The sequence below is a fragment of the Halostagnicola kamekurae genome (genome assembly GCF_900116205.1).
GTDB lineage: Archaea > Halobacteriota > Halobacteria > Halobacteriales > Natrialbaceae > Halostagnicola > Halostagnicola kamekurae.
Window position 1 is genome coordinate 461928 of the sequence record NZ_FOZS01000001.1, and the last position, 20520, is coordinate 482447.

The 20520-nt window shown below is 63.1% G+C and carries 21 protein-coding genes; 14 read left to right on the forward strand and 7 right to left on the reverse strand.

Translation table 11 applies throughout. The annotated features are described in order from the left end of the window. The first annotated feature begins 129 nt into the window (after positions 1-129). The 4 genes from BM348_RS02325 (at position 130) to hisS (ending at position 3058) form a co-directional block, all read left to right on the forward strand. Complete coding sequence (locus BM348_RS02325; protein WP_092901418.1) at positions 130-585, forward strand: 30S ribosomal protein S19e; 456 nt, start codon at positions 130-132, stop codon at positions 583-585. Positions 586-735: 150 nt separating this feature from the next. Continuing rightward, positions 736-1086: a DNA-binding protein gene (locus tag BM348_RS02330; RefSeq protein ID WP_092901421.1), complete on the forward strand. Its 351-nt coding sequence runs from the start codon at positions 736-738 to the stop codon at positions 1084-1086. Next, on the forward strand, positions 1086-1676 hold the full coding sequence (locus BM348_RS02335) for a DUF7411 family protein (protein WP_092901424.1): 591 nt from the start codon (positions 1086-1088) through the stop codon (positions 1674-1676). The genes BM348_RS02330 and BM348_RS02335 overlap by 1 nt, the downstream gene beginning before the upstream one ends. Before the next feature lie 83 nt (positions 1677-1759). Beyond that, a complete protein-coding gene (hisS, locus tag BM348_RS02340) occupies positions 1760-3058 on the forward strand; it encodes a histidine--tRNA ligase (protein WP_092901427.1) in 1299 nt (432 codons plus the stop codon). A gap of 115 nt (positions 3059-3173) precedes the next feature. Here the strand turns inward: hisS and BM348_RS02345 are convergent, their stop codons facing one another. Beyond that, entirely contained in the window at positions 3174-5000 is a 1827-nt protein-coding gene (locus BM348_RS02345; RefSeq protein ID WP_092901430.1) for an asparagine synthase-related protein, read from the reverse strand. A gap of 361 nt (positions 5001-5361) precedes the next feature. On the opposite strand from BM348_RS02345, the gene BM348_RS02350 reads away from it, so the two are divergent. Genes BM348_RS02350 through BM348_RS02360 form a run of 3 tightly spaced genes read left to right on the forward strand, consistent with a single transcriptional unit; the run spans position 5362 to position 7563 of the window. After that, on the forward strand, positions 5362-5694 hold the full coding sequence (locus BM348_RS02350; protein ID WP_092901433.1) for a 30S ribosomal protein S24e: 333 nt from the start codon (positions 5362-5364) through the stop codon (positions 5692-5694). Continuing rightward, positions 5695-5829: a 30S ribosomal protein S27ae gene (locus BM348_RS02355; RefSeq protein ID WP_092901436.1), complete on the forward strand. Its 135-nt coding sequence runs from the start codon at positions 5695-5697 to the stop codon at positions 5827-5829. A 3-nt stretch (positions 5830-5832) separates the two neighbouring features. Further along, positions 5833-7563: a bifunctional N(6)-L-threonylcarbamoyladenine synthase/serine/threonine protein kinase gene (locus BM348_RS02360; RefSeq protein WP_092901439.1), complete on the forward strand. Its 1731-nt coding sequence runs from the start codon at positions 5833-5835 to the stop codon at positions 7561-7563. 358 nt (positions 7564-7921) lie between these two features. Here the strand turns inward: BM348_RS02360 and BM348_RS02370 are convergent, their stop codons facing one another. Further along, entirely contained in the window at positions 7922-8281 is a 360-nt protein-coding gene (locus tag BM348_RS02370) for a MarR family transcriptional regulator (protein WP_092901445.1), read from the reverse strand. Between the two features lie 166 nt (positions 8282-8447). Between BM348_RS02370 and BM348_RS02375 the strand changes: the two genes are divergently transcribed. Further along, a complete protein-coding gene (locus BM348_RS02375) occupies positions 8448-8744 on the forward strand; it encodes a DUF5808 domain-containing protein (protein ID WP_092901448.1) in 297 nt (98 codons plus the stop codon). A gap of 35 nt (positions 8745-8779) precedes the next feature. Here the strand turns inward: BM348_RS02375 and BM348_RS02380 are convergent, their stop codons facing one another. Beyond that, complete coding sequence (locus BM348_RS02380; RefSeq protein ID WP_092901451.1) at positions 8780-10462, reverse strand: NADH-quinone oxidoreductase subunit D; 1683 nt, start codon at positions 10460-10462, stop codon at positions 8780-8782. Between the two features lie 82 nt (positions 10463-10544). Between BM348_RS02380 and BM348_RS02385 the strand changes: the two genes are divergently transcribed. From BM348_RS02385 to BM348_RS02395, 3 genes are all read left to right on the forward strand, one after another. Continuing rightward, positions 10545-11198, forward strand: a complete 654-nt coding sequence (locus tag BM348_RS02385; RefSeq protein ID WP_092901454.1) for a helix-turn-helix domain-containing protein — start codon at positions 10545-10547, stop codon at positions 11196-11198. Positions 11199-11499: 301 nt separating this feature from the next. After that, positions 11500-12048 carry an XTP/dITP diphosphatase gene (locus BM348_RS02390; RefSeq protein ID WP_092903548.1) on the forward strand — a complete coding sequence of 183 codons (549 nt, stop codon included), beginning with the start codon at positions 11500-11502 and terminating at the stop codon, positions 12046-12048. Between the two features lie 105 nt (positions 12049-12153). Beyond that, positions 12154-13050 (forward strand): DUF5518 domain-containing protein, encoded by an 897-nt coding sequence (locus tag BM348_RS02395; protein WP_092901457.1) that lies wholly within the window; start codon positions 12154-12156, stop codon positions 13048-13050. A 19-nt stretch (positions 13051-13069) separates the two neighbouring features. Here BM348_RS02395 and BM348_RS02400 read toward each other — a convergent pair whose 3' ends face one another. The 4 genes from BM348_RS02400 to BM348_RS02410 form a co-directional block, all read right to left on the reverse strand. After that, entirely contained in the window at positions 13070-13564 is a 495-nt protein-coding gene (locus BM348_RS02400; RefSeq protein ID WP_092901460.1) for a DUF7384 family protein, read from the reverse strand. Then, complete coding sequence (locus BM348_RS21055; RefSeq protein ID WP_175507083.1) at positions 13557-13712, reverse strand: hypothetical protein; 156 nt, start codon at positions 13710-13712, stop codon at positions 13557-13559. Before BM348_RS21055 ends, BM348_RS02400 begins: the two co-directional genes overlap by 8 nt. A gap of 95 nt (positions 13713-13807) precedes the next feature. Further along, complete coding sequence (locus tag BM348_RS02405) at positions 13808-14572, reverse strand: DUF6612 family protein (protein ID WP_092901463.1); 765 nt, start codon at positions 14570-14572, stop codon at positions 13808-13810. 408 nt (positions 14573-14980) lie between these two features. Continuing rightward, a complete protein-coding gene (locus tag BM348_RS02410; protein ID WP_092903550.1) occupies positions 14981-16447 on the reverse strand; it encodes an amidohydrolase family protein in 1467 nt (488 codons plus the stop codon). Positions 16448-17560: 1113 nt separating this feature from the next. On the opposite strand from BM348_RS02410, the gene BM348_RS02420 reads away from it, so the two are divergent. The 3 genes from BM348_RS02420 (at position 17561) to BM348_RS02430 (ending at position 20436) form a co-directional block, all read left to right on the forward strand. Further along, the gene (locus BM348_RS02420; RefSeq protein WP_092901469.1) at positions 17561-18634 is read left to right on the forward strand and encodes an AIR synthase family protein; all 1074 of its coding nucleotides are present in this window, start codon (positions 17561-17563) and stop codon (positions 18632-18634) included. A gap of 64 nt (positions 18635-18698) precedes the next feature. After that, on the forward strand, positions 18699-20060 hold the full coding sequence (gene thiD / locus BM348_RS02425) for a bifunctional hydroxymethylpyrimidine kinase/phosphomethylpyrimidine kinase (RefSeq protein ID WP_092901472.1): 1362 nt from the start codon (positions 18699-18701) through the stop codon (positions 20058-20060). Positions 20061-20109: 49 nt separating this feature from the next. Next, complete coding sequence (locus BM348_RS02430; protein WP_092901475.1) at positions 20110-20436, forward strand: tRNA-binding protein; 327 nt, start codon at positions 20110-20112, stop codon at positions 20434-20436. Positions 20437-20520 lie beyond the last annotated feature (84 nt).

A 20520-nucleotide genomic window follows, 5' to 3' on the forward strand; every position in this document is an offset into this window, starting at 1 on the left:
ACCCCTCCTTTCGACTCGAGTGCGAAAAATCGTCCGACGTTTGCGCAGTTGTGACGCGGTGGATCGACTCGAGCGCCAGCGACGGCCACAACGATGGTCTTAAATGCCGCGGAAGGGAACCAAACGCCAATGGCTACGATGTACGACGTTCCGGCGGACGCGCTGATTCAGGCGCTCGCCGCGGACCTCGAGGACCGACTCGACGAACCCGACTGGGCACAGTTCACGAAAACCGGCGCGAGCCGCGAGCTTCCGCCGGAACAGGAGGACTTCTGGGCAGTTCGGGCTGCCAGTCTGCTCCGCAAGGTCGCCGACACCGGCCCGGTCGGCGTCGAGCGACTCTCGACCGAGTACGGCGGCGCGAAAGGCGGCACGAACCGCTATCAGGTCTCCGCCGACAAGCGAACCGACGGCTCGCGAAACGTGATCCGGACCATCCTCCAGCAACTCGAAGAGGAAGACCTCGTCGAGACCGCGGAGGGACAGGGCCGCCGAATCACCGCCGAGGGACGCAGCCTCCTCGACGAGACCGCCGGCGACGTCCTCGAAGACCTCGATCGTCCGGAACTCGAGCGCTACGCATAACGACACCTTCTCGAACGCTCCTCACGCGGACTTCTACCGGCCGCGAGACGAGCGAGGAACGTATCGGTCGACTCGGTTTCGAACTGACCGCCCGGCGAGCGATTAGGCCGGTCCGTAATCATTTTCCCCGCCGCGAGAGTAGATGCGCGTATGAGTGGCACGCCTTCGGACGACGACATCGAAGAGCTTCGAAAGCAGAAAATGGAGGAGCTACAGAACCGCGCGGAGAATCAGGGCAACGAACAGGCCCAGGAGGCCGCCCAGCAGCAGGCCGACGCCCAGAAACAGGCATTGCTCCGCCAGCACCTGACCGACGACGCTCGAAAGCGACTCAACACCGTCAAGATGAGCAAAGAGCAGTTCGGTGAACAGGTCGAACGCCAGGTCGTCGCGCTCGCACAGAGCGGCCGCATTCAGGGCAAGATCGACGACGAGAAGATGAAACAGCTGCTCAAGGAACTCCAGCCCGAGAAGAAGAGCTTCGACATCAAGCGGCGCTGATGCGGCTCGGAGTGCTCTACAGCGGCGGCAAGGATTCGACGCTCGCGGCCGTCCTCCTCGATCGGTTCTACGACGTGACGCTGGTGACGGCCCACTTCGGCGTCACCGACGACTGGAAACACGCTCGAGCGACCGCTCGCGCGACGGACTTTCCGTTCGAACGCCTCCGGCTCGACCCGGACGTCGCCGAGGAGGCCGTCGGCCGGATCCGCGAGGACGGCTTTCCCCGCAACGGCATTCAGCTCGTCCACCAGCACGCCTTAGAACGGGCGGCCGAAGCGGGGTACGACGCGGTCGCCGACGGCACGCGCCGGGACGACCGGGTGCCGACAGTTTCGCGCGCGCAGGCCCAGAGCCTCGAGGACCGACACGGTGTCGACTACATCGCGCCGCTCTCCGGGTTCGGACGGACTGCCGTCGACCGGATCGTCGAGGACACGCTCGACGTGACCGTCGGTCCGAGCGAGGAGATCACGCGAGCGGATTATGAGGCCGAACTCAGAGCGCTTCTCGTCGAAGCGGACGGCGAGGCCGCGATCGAGGAGTGCTTTCCCGACCACGAGCAGACGTACGTGACGGATCTGCAGTGAGAAGGCGACGACTTTGGGCGGAGAAGCGCTCGTCTCGTCCGCGAACGAAAGGTTAGAAGTTCGCGCTGCCCGAACGGGTGGTTATGTACGACCGGATCAAGGGCTTTCGTGACGTCTACCCCGACGAGATGGCCGCCAGACGGCGGACCATCGACACCATCGAGGAGACGGCCCGCCAGTACGGCTTTCGCGAGATCGAAACGCCGGCCCTCGAGCGGGCAGCGATGTGGACGGACAAAAGCGGCGACGACATCGTCGACGAACTGTACTCCTTCGAGGATCAGGGCGGCCGCCACGTCACGCTCACGCCGGAGCTGACGCCGACCGTGGCACGGATGGTCGTCGCCAAGCAACAGGAGCTGTCGAAACCGATCAAGTGGTTCTCGACGCGGCCGTTCTGGCGCTACGAGCAAGTCCAGCAGGGCCGCCAGCGCGAGTTCTACCAGACGAACGTCGACATCTTCGGCTCGAGCGAGCCCGAGGCCGACGCCGAGATTCTAGCGTGGGCCGCCGACGCGATGACGGGGCTCGGGCTCGACGCGGCGGACTTCGACTTTCGTATCTCCCACCGTGACATCCTCGGAGGCGTCCTCGAGACCTACGACGCCGACATCGACACCGAGGCGGCGATCCGCGCCGTCGATAAGTCCGACAAAATTCCTCGAGCGGAGTATCACGACCTGCTCGTCGGCGCCGGGCTCACGGCCGAGCAGGCCGAGGAATTCGACGACCTGATCGCGGCGGGCGACCTCGAGGCTGTCGAGGAATTCGCCAGCACCGAACGCGTCACCGACGCGGTCGAAAACCTCCGGAACGTGCTCGAGGCCGCCGAGGACTTCGGCGTTCGGGAGTACTGTACGATCTCGCTCGAGACCGCGCGGGGGCTCGATTACTACACGGGGATCGTCTTCGAGTGCTTCGACTCCGCGGGCGAGGTCTCGCGATCCATCTTCGGCGGCGGTCGCTACGACGACCTCATCGAGCAGTTCGGCGGCCAGCCGACGCCCGCGGTCGGCGTCGCGCCGGGACACGCGACCCTGTCGCTGCTCTTACAGCGGGCGGACGTCTGGCCCGAAGAGGCGGTGCAAACTGACTACTACGTCCTGCAGGTCGGCGACACGCGCTCGGAAGCCGCGCGGATCACCCGCGCGCTCCGCGACCGCGGTCACGTCGTCGAGACCGATATCGCGGGCCGATCGTTCGGCGCGCAACTCGAGTACGCCGACTCGATCAACGCCGAGACGACGGTCATCGTCGGCGAGCAGGACCTGGCGAACGACGAGGTGACGATCAAGGAGATGGAGTCGGGCGACCAGGTTCAGGCTCCCGTCGAGGAGTTCCCCGGCGACCTCAAGCGGCCGACCGCTGCGGACTTCTCCTGACACCGGTCCGGTCGTCTCCGAATTCCGATACCGCCCACGAGCGACTCGAGAGAAGTAGAGCGATCACCATCGTGTATGGCCTGCACAAGCCCGAGCGCCAACGAGATCGACCCGATTACGAGTCGAGGATCCGCGCCCCGATCGGGGATTCGAGGACCGTCATGAGTCGGTAGAGGTCCTCACCGGCGTCTATCTCACCCGCCCGGTGGCGTCGGTAGGTCTCCCGAACCTGCGACCACTCGAGCGAGGACAGCGCGCGTCCTCGAGATTCGGTGCGCTCTAGGGCCGTCTCGAGGAAGTCGGTCGCGCGGATCACTTCGTCCTTGTCCTGTAGCGGCCCCTCCGTTCGGAACGATTCCGGCCCGCGCACCTTCGCAAGCTGGTTCGTGACCCGGTTGCCAACCATGTGGACCGCCTTGTGTGAGGAGACCGGAACGGCCGAGGAGGCGTCCCTGACGGCGGCGAGTGACGGGTCCAGTTTCGCCATCGCCCGGTGGACCGGGTCGTACCGGAGCCGGTATTTCAGCGGCATCTCGAGGTGGAGGTCGATGAGCCGGCGATCCAGCAGCGGCGTTCTCGTCCGGGTGATCTGGGACGACGCGAAGAGGTCGAAGCCGATGCCGTTCGTGATCGGGTAGAGGAAGGTACTGAGCGACATGGCTTCGGGCGACTCGTACTCGACGCCGTGATCGGAGACGCGTCCGTTCGGCTTCCGGCCGACGTTCTCCGTCATGATTTCCTCGTAGGAGGGGGCGCGGAGCGCGGGCGGTTGGCGCGTCGGATCGTCGGCGACCCGGCGGGCGACGAACTCGTCCGTCGTCGTGGGGACCTGCGAGACCGGCGGCCAGAGCGTGACGCCGAAGGGGAGGGAGATCTCGCGCTGTGGCACCCCCCACGATCCGAAGAGCACGTCGCAGTACAACCCCGTGAACAGCACGTCCATCTCGGCGAGCCGTTCCGCGTACCCGAGCATGTGGCCGGACTGGAACGAGCCGACGAACTCCTGAATGGGCGCCGCACGCTCTAACAGCGTCGCGTGATAGTCGCGACCGCGCTCGAGGAGTTCGAACTCGGCACCGGCCGCGTTCGCCGCCTGTTTGGCGTATCTGGCCTCGCGATTCCACCCATCGCCCATGTGAAAGCAGGTCAGCTCGGAGCCGCCGGCCGCCAGCACCGACCGAGAGTCGCTCCCCCCGCTCAAAAGCAAGCCGGCGTCGCCGTCGTCTCGCGGCATTCGATCGGCGACCGCCCGCTCGAACCGATCGGCGAGTTCGGACACGAAGTACGACAGCGGCTTGTCGACGGGCCGGTACCTGGGCTCCCAGTACTGCCGCTCGTCGAGAACGCCGGCCTCGAGATCGTAGCTCAGTCGAGTCGCCGGAGCGATCTGTTCGATCCCCTCGACGGGCGTCTTCGTGCCGTGAACGCGCCGGGAGTAGAGATACTCCGCGAGATACGACTCCGAAAACGTCGGCGTGTAGCCGGGGATCTCCGGCACCGCCTGAACGCTGGTCGAGAAGGCGATGGCGTCGTCGCCGACGGCGTAGTAGAGCGGGCGCGCGCCGACGCGGTCGGAGAAGAACGTCGCCGTTTCCGCGCTCGGATCGTACAGCAGAACGATGAACTCTCCGTCGAGGCGTTCGACGAACCGGTCGCCGTACTCGTCGTACAGGTCGGCACACACCCGCGCGGTCTCGAACGGGTCGACTCGCGTTCGCTCGCCCCGGTCGTCGGTCACGCCGAAGACTTCGCCCCACACCCAGACGAGCGGGCCGCCTTCGGTTTCGACGGGTTGCTCGACCGTCGTCCCCTCGTGAAACGCCGTTCGGACGACGATCCGCTCGTCGCGATAGCTGTTCGTTCGTTCGTCGCTCACCGTCGGTCGCACCGTCTCGACCTCGAGTCCCCCGTGTTCGCCGACGACGCCAGAGAGCCCCACCATCTCAGGATCGGTTGGGTCCCCACGCGGTCGGCGGCGCTCGAGAGCGCTCGATAGTACGTCTGTTTCTCCTGACTTGCTGCATCGTCGGTATCTCGTTCGACCACTATTTAGGCTAACCTAAAATCATTTTCCATCCGTCGGTTCCAATCTGGCTCGAGCGACGACCGGCGTATCGGCGTTCGGTGAGCCGGTCGCCGCCGAAATCCGGTCGCCGCTAAACGAGCTTTCGCGATGGCGTTCGACCGCGGACCCGACACGGGTGGTCGGTTCACGCCCTCGAAGCGGCCCAAACCAGCGTCGTCCCCGGCTTCGAAATCCTTTTAGGCGCTACAGAGGGATACTAGAGCAACTGAGTGATATCATGGACGTCGACATCATCTCCGAATCGGAGAATCCCATGTTGCACCGAACGGACGTCACGTTCGAGTTGACCCACGACGAAGCGACGCCGTCTCGTCTCCAGGTCCGTGACAGTCTCGCGGCGAAACTGAACAAGGAAGCCGGCGAAGTCGTCATCCGCAAACTCGACACCAAGTTCGGGATGCGAAAGACGGTCGGTCAGGCGAAGGTCTACGAAACCGCGGACTTCGCTCGAGACGTCGAACAGGACCACATGCTCGAGCGCAACAAGATCGTCGCCGATGCCGAGGGCGACGCCGAGACCGAAGAAGCCGCCGAGGCGGAGGAAGCATAAATGGCCCGACACGACATCTACAACGACGACGGCTCGGCCGACCGCGAACACTGTCCGCGCTGTGGCGACACGTTCCTCGCCGACCACGGTGACCGCCAGCACTGCGGCAAGTGCGGCTACACCGAGTGGGAGTAACGAATGCGAATCCTCGGAATCGAGGGCACCGCCTGGGCGGCCAGCGCGGCCGTCTACGATTCCGACGCTGACGCCGGCGGGGCGAATTCTTCCGACGCGGTCTTCATCGAGAGCGACGCGTACGAACCCGAAAGCGGCGGCATCCACCCGCGCGAGGCCGCCGAACACATGCATGAAGCGATCCCGCGCGTCGTCGAGACGGCCCTCGAGCACGCTCGAGACCTGGAGGAGTCGGCGGCCGATCGCGACACGAACGCGCAAGCGGCGAGCGGGCCGACGACCGACGACCTCGCCGAGCATCGCTCGTCGGGCCAACAGGCTGCGCCTGTTGATGCCGTCGCCTTTTCGCGCGGGCCGGGGCTCGGTCCCTGCCTCCGGATCGTCGGAACCGCGGCCCGCGCGCTGAGCCAGGCACTCGAGGTGCCGCTGGTCGGCGTCAACCACATGGTCGCCCACCTCGAGATCGGCCGTCACACGTCGGGGTTCGACTCGCCGGTGTGTTTGAACGCGAGCGGCGCGAACGCGCATCTGCTTGCCTACCGGAACGGGCGCTATCGCGTGCTCGGAGAGACGATGGACACGGGCGTCGGCAACGCCATCGACAAGTTCACCCGTCACGTCGGCTGGAGTCACCCCGGCGGGCCGAAAGTCGAGGCCGCGGCCGAAGACGGCGAGTACGTCGACCTCCCCTACGTCGTCAAGGGGATGGACTTCTCCTTCTCGGGGATCATGAGCGCGGCGAAACAGCGGTCCGACGACGGAGTGGCGGTCGAGGACATCTGTTACTCGCTGCAGGAGAACATCTTCGCCATGCTCACCGAAGTCGCAGAGCGCGCGCTCTCGCTGACCGGCAGCGACGAACTCGTCCTCGGGGGCGGCGTCGGGCAGAACGAACGCCTGCGCGAGATGCTCGCCGAGATGTGCGACCAGCGCGGGGCCGAGTTTCACGCCCCCGATCCGCGATTCCTGCGGGACAACGCGGGCATGATCGCCGTCCTCGGGGCGAAGATGTACGAGGCCGGTGACACGCTCGAGATCGAGGACTCGCACGTCGATCCGGACTTTCGGCCCGATCAGGTGCCGGTCACGTGGCGTGGGCGGTCCGAACGACGGGTCGAGAACGGAGACGAGGACACGAGCGGCGACGTTCGCGGTGCCGAGGCGCTGGTCACCCTCGAGCCGGATCGCGGACAGCTCGGCCGAGTGACCAAGAATCGCCGATCGAAGTCCTATCGCCACCCGGAACTCGACGAGCGACTGCGCCGCGAGCGGACGCGAATCGAGGCGCGACTGACGAACCTGGCGCGACGCGAGGGCGTCCCGACGCCGGTGCTGACAGATATCGACGCGCGGGAGGCGACCCTCGCGTTCGAGTACGTCGGCGAGACAGACCTCCGCGAGTCGCTGTCTACCGAGCGGGTTCGCACCGTCGGCCGCCACCTCGCGAAACTGCACCGGGCGGGGTTCGTCCACGGCGATCCGACGACGCGAAACGTTCGGGTCGCCCCGGAGCGGACGTTCCTGATCGACTTCGGTCTCGGCTATCACACCGATCACGTCGAGGACTACGCGATGGACGTTCACGTCTTCGACCAGAGCCTCGTCGGGACGGCCGACGAGCCCGAACCCCTCCGAGCGGCGCTTCGCGAGGGGTACCGAAGCGAGGGCAAAGTGCGCGTTCTCGAGCGACTCGCGGACGTCGAAGGGCGCGGACGGTATGTCTCGGAGTCCTAACCGGACCGAGAAGCGGTCTTACTCGAGTGTAGTTGCGGAGCGAGATACGTCTGCATCGACTCGACCACAGTCTGTACGAACGTCTCGCGCAGACGGCCCTGTCGGCGCACGATCGCAGCGTGTTTCGGAGATGCAGTCGACCACGGCGATGCGTAACTCTGTCGAGGCATTCCCCCCTCCACCCAGTCCTCAGACTCGATCGGGACGGTGCCGTCGTGCGGCGTCGTCGTTAGTGTCACGGTCATATACTGCTCGTTGCCAAACGGATGCGTATCGTTGTTGAGAATAAGCCATGGGCGAGGATTTTCAGTCGATTTGAAAGGGTCAGGTCCCCAGACGACATCGCCTCGCCGATAGCTCATTCGTGGTCCTCGTCTTCGACCGCATGTTCCAGCCACTCGTCCATATCCTCCTCGCCGAACCGGTCGTTTGCAGCGCGCGTGCTCTCGAGCGTGTCTGCGTATGCTGCGATATCATCGCTCGAACCGAGCGCCCAGTAGTTGCCCTTGTGTCGGACGAGGTCGCGGTCCTCGAGACGAGAGAGGACGACGCTGATGCTACCGGCTTTGACCCCGGTCGAATCGCGTATTTCACTCTGCGTGAACGCTTTATCGGGGTTCGTCGCAAGAAAGTGCATGACCCGTTCAGCGTTCGTCTCGCCACCAGCAGTGAGGCGATCCTCGCCGGAGGATTCGAACGTCTCGATATCGATCGGCATGTGTATGGGTTGTCTTCGAGTGTATTAGGTGTATCGTCGGTATCCTTCTCGTTCTTGGATAATTCGATCGGGCGATCGGCGACGATACCGCCGGCGCTGGGGACGATTCTTCGAAAGCCGAGACAGTCACACAATATTCTTATCAGGCGAGGCCGTAAGCCCGTGCATGGCAGACAAGCCGACCTCCGGAGAGATTCTCGGGGTACCGTACAACTTCGAACGTCCAAGTATCGGCCGGATGCTCTCCTCGTACTGGAAACCGGGCGAAGGCATGCTCGTCGAGAAGCCCTTCGGCGTCGGCTACACCCTGAACCTCGCCAACTGGCGGTCGTGGGTCGTCGTCCTCGTCGCGGGCGCGTTGCTCTATCAACAGGAAACGAGCGAATCCGACGCCGACGACCTCGAGGACGACACGGAGGACGAACCGGTCGAAGTGATCGTCGACGACGACAACGACGACTGATCGCCGCTGCACGGGTCGACTCCGCCGTTTTCTAGCTACCGATCGACTTCACCCATGATACAGTCGAGGCTGCCGATCGAGGCGATCAGGTCGGCGACGTACTCGCCGCGGGAGATCTCGGGGAGGACGGAGAGATTCGAGAAACAGGGACTTCGGATTTTAAACCGTGCTGGCGTGTCGGTGCCGTCCGCCCGAATGTAGATCCCCAGTTCGCCCTTGGCTCCCTCGACGGCGCGGTAGATTTCGGAATCCGCGTCGGGCTTGAGCGTGCGCGGGACGTTGGCCTGGACCGTTCGTTCGTCCTCGGGCCACTCCTCGATCAGGTCGAGACACTGCTCGATGATTTTCGCGGATTCCTCGACTTCCCGCATTCGGACGAGAAGCCGACTGTAGTTGTCGCCGTCGTCTTCGGTGACGACGTCCCACTCGAGATTTTCGTAGTAGCCGTAGGGGTCGTCGCGCCGGAGGTCGTAGTCGATCCCCGATCCGCGTGCGACGGGGCCCGTACAGCCGTACTCTTTGGCGACTTCGGGTTCGAGGATCCCGGTATCGACACAGCGGATCTGGAAGATCTCGTTGGTCGTGAGCAGGTTGTGGTACTCGTCGATCTTCGCGGGTAATTCGGCGAGAAAGTCACGCACCTGTGTGACGAATTCCTCGCGAGGTTCGGGGAGGTCCCAGACGACGCCGCCGAGTCGAAGGTAGTTGAACATCATCCGCTGGCCGGTCAGGTCCTCCAGAATATCGAGGACGAGTTCGCGGTCGCGGATCGCGTACTGGAAGGCGACGGTAAACTCGCCGATGACGTCGAGCGCGTACGTCCCGAGCGCGATGAAGTGCGAGGCCATTCGAGAGAGTTCCGCACCCATCGTCCGGATGACCTGTGCGTACTCCGGCACCTCGATATCCGCGAGATCCTCGGCGGCCCGTGCGTACGCCCACTCGTTCAACAGTCCCGACGAGACCCAGTCCCAGCGGTCGGGGTAGGGCATGATCTGGTGGCGGTAGGTGCTCTGTTGGCACAGTTGCTCCTCACAGCGGTGGATGTACCCGATGTCCGGGTCGGCGTCGATCACCGTCTCGCCGTCGAGCACGGCCTCGACGTGGAGCACGCCGTGCGTGGAGGGGTGGTGCGGACCGATATTGAGGAACATCGTCTCCGACTCGGGATCGCGTTCGTCGCCCGCGATCGGGTTCGCGTTCTCGGAGAGCGTGACGACCTGCGGTTTCGTCTGGTCGTAATCGAGACGGAGCGGATGGCCCTGCCACGTTTCCGGCAGGAGGATTCGTCGCGGGTCAGGATGGCCCTCGTAATCGATTCCGAGGAGGTCGAACGCCTCGCGCTCGTGCCACTCTGCGGTCCGGTACACCGACGCGGCGGAATCGCTCACCGGGTCGTCGACCGCGGTGGGAACCACGACGCTCAGTTCCCGCGTCGGATCGGCGTACGATCGGAGGTGATAGATCGTCTCGAACCGATCGTGGTACTGCTGGGCGGTCACGCAGGCGCAGTGATCGAACCCTGCCTCCTCGCGAAGGGTTTCCAGTACAGCCACCACTTCGTCAGGTCGTACCACGATTCCCGGCGCGTTGTCGTGATCGTCTCGAGCGAGGATCGCCCCGCCGAGCAGGGTCTCGAGATCGATTCCGTCCTCCCGGTCCTCGATTTCGGTTCGCCCACTCGTCTCGAGCGCCTCGGATTCAGAACCCGTCGACATAGTTTCGAATGGGAGCGACCCTCGGGAGTCGATTCTGCATCAGCCACTAGGCTATTTATATACTCGAGCGGATCTGCGAACGATGAAAACGGTTCGGCTGACGCTTCACCACGATGCCGAGACGATCCACCCCATGCATCGGTTCGTCGCCGAGAGCGACGCGTTCGACTCCTACCGGATGGTACACGGCAACCTCACGGATGACGACGAGCGCTCGTTTATCTTTCACGTCGTCGGCGACGCTGCGGCCTACGAACGAGCCATTGCGGAGTTCGGTGGAACAGTCTCGTACGACCTGACGGAGTTAGGGGAACGGTCCTTTTCGGTCTACGTCCGCGACGTTCCCGAGGACGTCGGCGAACAGCTTCTCGAGACGTTCACTCGGGGGACGCTCGTCGCCTTGCCGCCGCTCGAGTATCGCTCGGACTGGACGCTTCGATTCTCGGTCGTTGGCGAACCGACCGACCTCCAACGGGCCCTCGAGTCGATTCCGGACGGCATCAGGGCGGACGTCAAACGGGTCGGTGAGTACGAACGCCCCCTTGGCTCGGGAACGACCGGCCTGACACGGAGACAGCGTGAGGCGCTCAGAATCGCTCGAAACGAGGGGTACTACGCGGTTCCGCGCGAGGCGAGCGTCGAGGACGTCGCCGCGGAACTGGATGTCTCCCCGGGGACGGCAGCAGAACACCTTCAGAAAGCCGAGTCGAGGGTGATACGCAGCCTCGAGCTGTGATCTGGCGACTGGAAAGGAGTATCGACAGACGGTGGTGCGCGCTGTGTTGGGGCGAACGGAGAGTGAGCCGCGACACAGCGCGCGAGGGGCGAGTGAGCGAGCGACGCGGGGCGGCGCGGGACAGCGAGCGAACGAGTCGGCTGGGGAGGGCGAGGCCCGGTACTCGTTGTGGCCCGTGCGAGTAGGGCGCTCGCCGATCGATCTCGCGACCCGATACCGAAACGAGCGACCCGATCTGAATGAGCGACCCGAATCGGGAGACACCGACGACGCTTTAGCCCTCCCGGACGCCCCCTCTCGTATGCCCGTCCAGTTCGTCACCGGAAACGAGGGAAAAGTGCGCGAGGCGACCGCTTACCTCGAGGGGATCGAACCCGTCGAACAGGTCGACTACGACTACACGGAGATCCAGAGCGATGACCTCGCGGCTATCGCGTCCCAGGGGGCGCTCGAGGCCTACGAGGAACTGGGAGCCGAGGAACCGGTGCTGGTCGACGACGCGGGGCTGTTCGTCGACGCACTCGGGGGCTTTCCCGGCCCCTACTCCGCCTACGTCGAGGACACAGTCGGCGTCGAGCGCCTCTGGCGACTGGCCCGCGAAGAGGACGACCGCCGCGCGCGATTCCGAACCGTGCTGGCCTACTGCGACGAGAACGGCACCGAGACGTTCGCGGGCTCCGTGGCCGGGACGCTGGTCGCGCCTCGAGGCGAGGGCGGGTTCGGCTACGATCCGATCTTCGAGTACAACGGCCAGACGATGGCCGAGATGAGCACCGAGGAGAAAAACGCTATCTCCCACCGCGGCCGGGCGCTGGCGACGTTCGCCGAGTGGTACGCCGACGAACGATAGTTCGGCGGAGCCACTGGCGAAGCTGTTCTCTCCGGCTTTCTCACCAATACCGACTGATGCGAACAGTATCTTCAAGAGGACGTGTCAACAAAAAACCAGCCACACATGGCTCCGCTTCGATCCGCCCTTCCCTCGCTTCAACCCGTCCGCGACGGCCTGACGGACGACTCGCTCCGATTTGCGATCCTTGCCGGACTCGCGACGATTCCGTTCACCCTGCTTCTGTCCTGGGAACCCGTTCCGGACGACGGAGTCGTCGTCGGCGGCTCCGTCTCGGGACTGCCGTTACTGGTGGCCGCGGTCGTCGTCGGCTACCGCTACAGCGACCGCGAAACGGAGAGTCGCCGCGCCGGCGTCTGGACCGGGCTCGTTGGCTCGATCGGAACGGTCCTCCTCTATCTCGCGAACTCGGCTACCACGATGTGGACCGGATCGCAGGAGATGACCGTGTTCGCCGCCGTCTTCACGCCGCCCGCCCTCATCCTCGGCGTCGGGCTGACCACAGCGATAACGGCGGTGATCGCGGCGATCACCGCTCGAGCGGTCAATCGACTCGATCGAGAGCATCGGATCGTTCCACCGGGGGAGACTCGAGCGCGCGACGTTCGGGACTCGCGCTGGTGGATCCCGCTCGCGGCGTACGTGCTCCTGGCCCCGCCGGCGGCAGTCGTTTTGATCGTTAGCGAGGGACAGAGCGACGGCTGGTTCCTGCTGTCGGCACTCTTCTTGCTGGTACTGATACCGCTGTCGTTCGTCGCGTTCGTCGCGCTGTTCATCGACGGTACTGAACCGCGACCGGACGGAGTCACGTGGATCCCGAGTATGTGGGTGTACGTCGGTCTCCCGATCACCGGTTACGCCCTCGTTTACCTGGTGGCGGCGTATCAGGGGATTCCGACGCCGTCTGCACCGGGCATCTACGGGTTCATCGTCGCACTTTGGGTGACCGCCGTCGGGTACCTTATCGCCAGATACCGCCACGTCGGCGGGAGGATCCGATAACTGCTGGCCGGAAACGCGACTACTCGAATGGCTCACCGTTTCGCGGATCCCGATCGGGGCCCGGATACTCCCCGTCGTGGCCCTCGACCGTTCTGTACAGGCTTTCGGGATCGAAGAGAGTCGCGAATGCGTCCGGCGGTCGGACACTGACCGAGACTCGAGGCTGGAGCGTCAACCCGGCTTTCGCCGACCCGAGCCGTTCGTCGTAGCTCAAGAGGTGTGCGGCGTCGCCCTGATAGGCCGACGCGAGCGCGGGGTGGTCCTCCGGGGGCTGTTCGACCCGAACGCGTTCGGCCTCGAGTCGCTCGCGGTGGTCGGCCGCCAGGTCCGCGTCGGCCAGAGCGGCCACGAGGCGCTCGGTCTCGGCGAGCAGTTCGTCGCTCGCGACGAGGTCGACCCAGGAGTGGCGTCGGACGTGATCGAGCGCCGCGCGGGCGTCGCCGTCGACGAGGAGGTCGGCCGCGAGCACGTCGGTGGCCGCGACGACGCGGGTCGGGTTCGGTTGCTCACTCATCCTCGCTCACCTCGTCTCCCGCAGGGTGGGGTTCGGGATCGTCCGATCCATCGCCGTCGCGCTGGACCTCGAGGGTTTCCCGGATCGTCTCGAGGTCGGCGTCGATCGTCTCGGCCCGTTCGAAGAGGTCCGCCCAGGTCGTCGTCATGGATGCGGGTTGGGGACGGAGCGAAAAAGGGGTGTGCTTTGTTCGGCGGGGGACGGCCGATACACTGCGGGCGTCTAAACGCCCTACTCGAGGGACTATGGCGTGGGCGGCGCGCCTTCCTCCGCGTTCTCGGCGTCGGCCGGCAGCTCGATGTCGACGGGTTCGTTGTGGTCGGTGATCGTCATCTCCGTCGAGGAGGTGGTCGTCTGGTTGCCGGTTGTCGTCGTCAACTCGGTGTCTATCTTGTGGATGTAGTTCGTCTCCTCGTCGACGTAGAGTTCGTAGGAGACGTCGTCGACGGTCGCACCGGTCGCCTGAAAGGTCGGCGAGTTCTGGAGTTCCGATTTCAGTTCGTCGGTTGCTTCAACCGAGACGACGGTCGTTTCGACCCCGTTTACCGTCTCGGTCCCTTCCTCGGTCAGCGTCCCGGTTTCGATAAAGTCCGTCTGAGCCGCGAGCTGGGCGCTTTCCTCCCAGACGTTGCCCTCGAGTTCCATCTGGAACCAGTCGCCGCCGATCGACGCGTACAGCGTGTCCTCGACGATGTACTCGTCGATTCGAACCGACTCGTTCTCCGAGATGAGTTCGGTGTCGGCCGTCGAACTCACGTGCGAGCGGTTCGCGGACTCGTTGATCCGTCCTTCGGAGACGATCGTTTCGTCGCCATCTTCAGTCTCGACTGTCCGCGTCATCTCGTACTGATACGAGTCGACCGCCTCGATCTCCTCGAGAATGTCGGTTTGTGCGACTTCGTCTTCGTCGGCGGATTCCTGGCCGCCGGGCATCGCACCGGAGCAGCCGGCCAGCGCCACGACCAGTACGACGGCGAGGATCGCGCCAGTTCGGGTTGAGTGTGTCACGTTCTGTGAAGGCTCAACAGATTGCATCTAAACGGTTGTCCCGCGGTTCACTCAGCGAGAGAAGACAGTCATGTAAACGTGATAAACAGCAAAACAAACCAGCACTTCCCGTGATGCTGAGTAACATTCCACAACTATCCCCATTGTCTCGAGGGGAGCAGACAACAGTTCTCGTATCTTCCCCATTGGGTCTGTTCACCGATAAGTACAGACTCACATACCGGTTGGGATCGAAATCTTCCCGAGTTCTGTCAAGAACCACCTGCAAAATATAGAGGATGAGTACAGCACGCCACTTTCCTTTTGTTTCGTGCCGAAACCGACGAACCATCCGTTCAGTAGACTTGCGTACTGAGCGCGTGTTTCACTCCCGATTTGAATAAAGAGATCCGTATTACTCAACTGATTCTATAACGGTGAGTTATCTTTCAGTTTTTGAAACGCGAGTCGTCCAAGTAGTTGTACCGGGCCACGTTTCGGTAGGTTACGAGTGGTTTCCAATTCACTCGGCGGGTTACTTCCACCGATATCTAGGTTCCAACTTGTCTCCTTATTCAAGCGGTTAATGGAAGTTTTAACGGCCTCGCGCACTCCTTCTGAATCCATCGTTCTGACATTACTGTCTCGCATCACAATCTCACCATCTACAATAACAGTTTCCACGTCAGACGGTGTTGCATTGTTCACAATATGTGCGGGAAGATTCGTAAGTGGTGTGAACTTCGGCTTCTCCACATCAAGAAGAATCACATCAGCATGCTTGTCTGGCTCAAGACTCCCAATTTTGTCTCCGATACCGAGGGTACGAGCTCCCTCAATCGTGAGCATTCGTACTAGTTCCATCGAAGTGAACTGACCAGCTGACCGTTTGAGATTCGCCGCGAGCCGTGCCTGTCGAGCCTCACCGAACAAGTTGTATGAGTCATGCCAGTAGTGGTCATCAATACCTAACCCAACATCGACACCCGCTGCCCGGAGTTCCGGCACTGGTGTCCACTGCATGTCGCCGCCCGGATTCCAGTAACAGAACACTGACGGGCAGTGCACGACCGACGCGCCCGTGTCAGCAGTCCGTCGGATGTCATCGTCATCAGCGAGGCGGAAATGAGCAGCTACCAGCCGGTCGTTGAGGAGACCGATATCGTCAAGCAGGTCAAGCGAGTCCTTTGCACCGTTCGATCGTGCCATCACGTTGCTCTCTTCGAGTTCGAGCAGGTGAGTATGGACGAGCAGGTCGGGGAACTCGGCAGCGAGATCGGCGGTTCGATCCCATAACTCCCGGGTACACGACCAGTCATCGTGTGGGTTGATCGTAGCTCGGATACGCCCGTCGTACGTGTCATGGTATTCACCAATGAATTTGCGGGCACGGGCAAACTGCTCGTCCACAGGCACATCCCAGAAGAGGTCGGAGATCATCGGTCCGAAGAATCCACGGAGGCCCGCCTCACCAAATGTCTTGGCAGCGGCACTCGGGTGGACATCTTGTGAGTTGACGGTGGTGACACCACCGGCGAGGAAGTTGAGCGCAGCGAGTTCGTATCCTGCTTCCGCGAGGTACTCATACTTTCCATCCTCAAGGCGATTGATGAGGGCCGTCATATGACCCATCATCTCCATCAGATCGAAGTCGCTGAATGCACCGATGAGCGGTGTCATTTCGAGGTGTGTGTGAGCATTGATCAGTCCGGGCATCGCAACCATCCCATCACCGTTGATAACATGATCAGCAGAGATGTGCTGATCGCCTTCCCTAGTAGTTCGTACCTCGGTGATGCGGCCGTTCTCAATAAGGAGTGTCCCCCGTTCATAGAGTTGGTTCTTATCGTTGACCGTAAGGATGTACGCATCATGAATCACAATATCATGACTCATCAAATCTATCACCCAAATGTTAATTAATATTCTCTTGATAAATAATTTGTCCTTATTGACACAATATTCACTTCTCGCGCTGTACTGAACAATCTCCACCCTGGCAATCAATCAGAATCTCGTGCGACATTCGCACGCTATATCTCGCATCAAAGGAAGAACATCTGTCGCAGCTGGCAGGTTAATCGGCAGTACATTCGCATATGTAGTTGCCGTCCAGTAGCGGCTGTTCAGACTCTGTTGAGGTCCTCCTCTTCAGGGGTGTTCGAATCTGGAACACACGTACACTACAGATACGTACTGACTGCGACTGGGGACCGCTGTGTGTTTCGGTTAGTGGTTGTGTGTCAGTCACTGCGACGGCCATTCCATACTCCACCAACAACGAGCGTAATTCCGGCGATTCCACTGAGAACACCGCCTCCCATCGACAACGGACTCATCACTACGACGACGTGTACTAGATATACTGATCCATCATGACTGACGAAATAACGGTTTACAACGTCGTTTCGGTACTCAAAATGGCTTCCACTATCGGACGCCCCACGATCTGTATAGGTCAGTTGCGGGGATTGACTGGCACGTGTAACGGCTGTCTGTTCTGCCGATGAAAGCGTGGAAAATTCGATAATGTTACTTTCAGATGCAGAGTACGATTCCACGACGGTAGCCATCGCTTCCTCGCTTGGTTCCTGTTCGATTATCGAGGTAGTGTGCGTTGGGAAGCCGAGATACAATAATCCAGTACCCGCTACCAGACAGATGATACCGATGCCCAGAATGATTTGGGACCGCTCTGGGAACGCCAGATCCATAGCGTGTTAGAGATACCGACAACCGTCTTATTATTTTTGAATTATAATTATTCGCTCTGATCGTACGGAGCGATGGATAATTCTCCCGCACTTAGAATCTCTCTCAAAACTACCAATAAACTGAAACATTCAACAAAGATACTTTTCATTATTATCGGTGGATGTCTCCCGGGAGAATATTTCTCTGACAGCCTCTCGCCCAGAAACTGACCAACATCACTCCTGTAACTCTCGCTTACAGCGGCGCTGTGACTCGATCAGTACCGATAAGAGGGCGCGACGGAAACGCCATCGCGTGAGCGAGCTTGGTAAAATCGACCGCACGTTCTTCGAGCGCCGCGTCGCCTCGAATCTCGGCGCGCGGCGAGACGACGTTTCGATCGGTCCCCAGCACGGCGTCGATTTCGGCGTCCTCGACGTCGACGGGCGTGCGCTGGTCACCGCGACCGACCCGCTGTCGATCCTCCCGGCGCTCGGTCTCGAGCGCGCCGCGCGGTTCGCGCTCGACCTGGTGCTCGCCGACGTCGCAGTCAGCGGCGTCCCGCCGTCGCACCTCTCGATCTGTTTTACGCTCCCCGAGTCGATGAGCGACGAGGCGTTCGGGACCGTTTGGGAGACGATCCACGCCGAATGCGAGGCCCTCGGCGTGTCCGTCGTCACCGGCCACACCGCCCGCTACTCGGACCCCTCCTACCCGTGGGTGGGCGCGGCGACCGCCATGGGCGTGGGCGACCACGACGATATCGTCCGCCCCGACGGCGCTCGAGTCGGCGACAGACTCCTCCTGACGACCGGCCCCGGCGTCGAGTCGGTCGGCCTGCTGAGCACGCTGTTCGGCGACCAACTGGATCTTTCCGAAGGCGTCCTCGAGGACGCGCGGGAACGACTCGAGGACGTCCACTGCGTCCGCGACGCGCTTTCGGCCGCCGCGGCGGGACCCGTGACCGCGATGCACGACGTCACCGAGGGCGGCCTCGCGGGCGCGCTCAACGAGATGGCCGACGGCGCACAGCGGGCCAGCGCCGAGCGAGACGTTCGGTTCGAAATCGACGGCGCGGCCGTTCCGATGCGCCCCGGTGTGGCCGAGGTCTGTGACGCCCTCGAGATCGACCCGTGGCACGCGACCAGCTGCGGCTCGCTCGTGATCGCCGTCGACCCGGGCGGCGTCGACGCCGTTCGCGACGCGCTCGAGGAACGGGACACCGTCGTCGCCGAGATCGGACGGGTGGTCGACGAGGGTGGATTGGGTGAGGTTGGGAAAGCAGGGACGGACCCGGACGGCGGTTCCGTCTTCGTTGACGGAACGCGGGTCGACCATCCTCACGTCGACCCCTCGTGGGCCGCGTACGCCGAGTTGGCCGACGAGTAATCCCATTGACTAGGAGTCGTCGCCAGCCCACCACCGATTTATATAGCGGAGGAATAGAGCAGGTATGCGCACGCCAGCACCAGAGACGCCACCGATCGCCCTGACGATCGCCGGAAGTGACTCCGGCGGCGGTGCCGGCATCCAGGCCGACCTCGCGACGATGGCCGCCCACGATGTCTACGGGACCAGCGCCATCACCGCCGTCACGGCCCAGCACAGTCGCGGCGTCGAACGCTCCTATTCGCTTCCCCTCGAGGAGGTCGAAGCCCAGCTAGCCGCGGTAACCGACGATTTCGACGTCGGCGCTGCCAAGACGGGGATGCTCGCGACGACCGAAATCGTCAGCGCCGTCGCGAGCGAGGCGGCGGATTTCGAGTTCCCGCTCGTCGTCGATCCCGTGATGGTCGCGACCTCCGGCGATCGGCTGCTCGAGCCGGCGGCCGAGCGAGCGTACGAGGACCTCATCGGCGAGGCGAGAGTCGTCACGCCGAACGCGGACGAAGCCGAGGTGCTGACCGACGTCGCGGTCGAAGACCAGCCGAGCGCTATCGAGGCGGGCGACGCGCTCCTCGAGCTGGGGGCAGACGCCGCGTTGATCAAGGGCGGGCACGTCCCCGGCGAGACGATCAGCGACGTGCTCGTCACCGCCACGGGAACCACGACGTTCGAACACGCCCGCGTCGACACCGACGCGACCCACGGCTCGGGCTGTACGCTCGCCGCGGCCGTCGCCGCCCGACTCGCCCGCGGCGAGTCGCTCGAGGCCGCCGTCGGCGGTGCGACCGACTTCCTCACTCGCGCGGTTCGATACCACTACGACGTCGGGAGGGGCCCTGGCGCGGTCAATCACGGCGTCGAACAGCGAAACCGGGCGGCCATGGAGGTGACCGCGGAATCGGTCCGAAACGCCGTGAACCGGATCGTCGAGGCAGACATCTCGCCGCTCGTGCCCGAAGTCGGAACGAACGTCGTCGGCGCGACGCCGTACGCCGAGTCCCTCGAGGAGATCGCGGCCGTCGAGGGGCGGATCACTCGCACACTCGCCGGGATCAGTTCCAACGGCGCGGTTCGGTTCGGTGCCTCGCGGAACGTCGCACGATTCGTCCTCGACGCGCGGGAAGTGTGCCCGAACGTGCGCTTCGCGTGTAACCTCCGGTTCAACGAGGACGTAGAGCACGCGCTCGAGGAACTCGAGTGGCGGACGACGGAACTGCCCCGCGAGTCCGACCCCGGGAACGGTCCTGAAACGGACGAGTGGATGCCGCCAGCGGTCGTCGAGGGACTCTTCGACGGCGACGATGAGCACCCCACCGCCGTCGTCGACCGCGGCACGGTCGGCAAGGAGGCGATGACGTGTCTCGTCGCGACGGAGGCCGAGACGCTGGCGGATCGGGTTCTCGAACTCTCCGATCAGTTCGCCGAGTGAACGCGTCGTTCCGCCGTCGTTTTTGTCCCCCGGTCTTGTCCAGTACCGTATGGTCGAGAGTCCATTCGACGCCGAAATTCAGGTTGGCGAGATACGCGAGGCCGAATCGTTTCCAGAGGCGAACAAACCGAAGATGACGAAATTGTGGATCGATCTCGGTGAGGACGGCGAGATTCAGTCGGCCGGACAGCTCGATCACCACTACGAGCCCGACGAACTGGTGGGTCGGCAGGTCCTCTGTGCGACGAACCTCGGCAGCGTCCGGATCGCCGGGTTCAAATCCGAAGCCCTGACCGTCGGCGTGCCAGACGAAGACGGATTCCCGGTGCTCGTCGAACCTGATGAGGCGGTTCCCCTCGGCGGCGTACTGTTCTGAGTGCCGAGACGGGGCTGTCACCATGTAAGCGAGTGCGCCGTGCAAGCGAGCGACCACTTTCGCCCCGGAACCCGCAGGTCTTTT

Coding starts and splice junctions, on each gene's coding strand:
- BM348_RS02325 (WP_092901418.1), top strand. CDS start 130: ATGGCTACGATGTACGACGTTCCGGCGGACGCGCTGATTCAGGCGCTC.
- BM348_RS02330 (WP_092901421.1), top strand. CDS start 736: ATGAGTGGCACGCCTTCGGACGACGACATCGAAGAGCTTCGAAAGCAG.
- BM348_RS02335 (WP_092901424.1), top strand. CDS start 1,086: ATGCGGCTCGGAGTGCTCTACAGCGGCGGCAAGGATTCGACGCTCGCG.
- hisS (WP_092901427.1), top strand. CDS start 1,760: ATGTACGACCGGATCAAGGGCTTTCGTGACGTCTACCCCGACGAGATG.
- BM348_RS02345 (WP_092901430.1), bottom strand. CDS start 5,000: ATGGTGGGGCTCTCTGGCGTCGTCGGCGAACACGGGGGACTCGAGGTC.
- BM348_RS02350 (WP_092901433.1), top strand. CDS start 5,362: ATGGACGTCGACATCATCTCCGAATCGGAGAATCCCATGTTGCACCGA.
- BM348_RS02355 (WP_092901436.1), top strand. CDS start 5,695: ATGGCCCGACACGACATCTACAACGACGACGGCTCGGCCGACCGCGAA.
- BM348_RS02360 (WP_092901439.1), top strand. CDS start 5,833: ATGCGAATCCTCGGAATCGAGGGCACCGCCTGGGCGGCCAGCGCGGCC.
- BM348_RS02370 (WP_092901445.1), bottom strand. CDS start 8,281: ATGCCGATCGATATCGAGACGTTCGAATCCTCCGGCGAGGATCGCCTC.
- BM348_RS02375 (WP_092901448.1), top strand. CDS start 8,448: ATGGCAGACAAGCCGACCTCCGGAGAGATTCTCGGGGTACCGTACAAC.
- BM348_RS02380 (WP_092901451.1), bottom strand. CDS start 10,462: ATGTCGACGGGTTCTGAATCCGAGGCGCTCGAGACGAGTGGGCGAACC.
- BM348_RS02385 (WP_092901454.1), top strand. CDS start 10,545: ATGAAAACGGTTCGGCTGACGCTTCACCACGATGCCGAGACGATCCAC.
- BM348_RS02390 (WP_092903548.1), top strand. CDS start 11,500: ATGCCCGTCCAGTTCGTCACCGGAAACGAGGGAAAAGTGCGCGAGGCG.
- BM348_RS02395 (WP_092901457.1), top strand. CDS start 12,154: ATGGCTCCGCTTCGATCCGCCCTTCCCTCGCTTCAACCCGTCCGCGAC.
- BM348_RS02400 (WP_092901460.1), bottom strand. CDS start 13,564: ATGAGTGAGCAACCGAACCCGACCCGCGTCGTCGCGGCCACCGACGTG.
- BM348_RS21055 (WP_175507083.1), bottom strand. CDS start 13,712: ATGACGACGACCTGGGCGGACCTCTTCGAACGGGCCGAGACGATCGAC.
- BM348_RS02410 (WP_092903550.1), bottom strand. CDS start 16,447: ATGAGTCATGATATTGTGATTCATGATGCGTACATCCTTACGGTCAAC.
- thiD (WP_092901472.1), top strand. CDS start 18,699: ATGCGCACGCCAGCACCAGAGACGCCACCGATCGCCCTGACGATCGCC.
- BM348_RS02430 (WP_092901475.1), top strand. CDS start 20,110: ATGGTCGAGAGTCCATTCGACGCCGAAATTCAGGTTGGCGAGATACGC.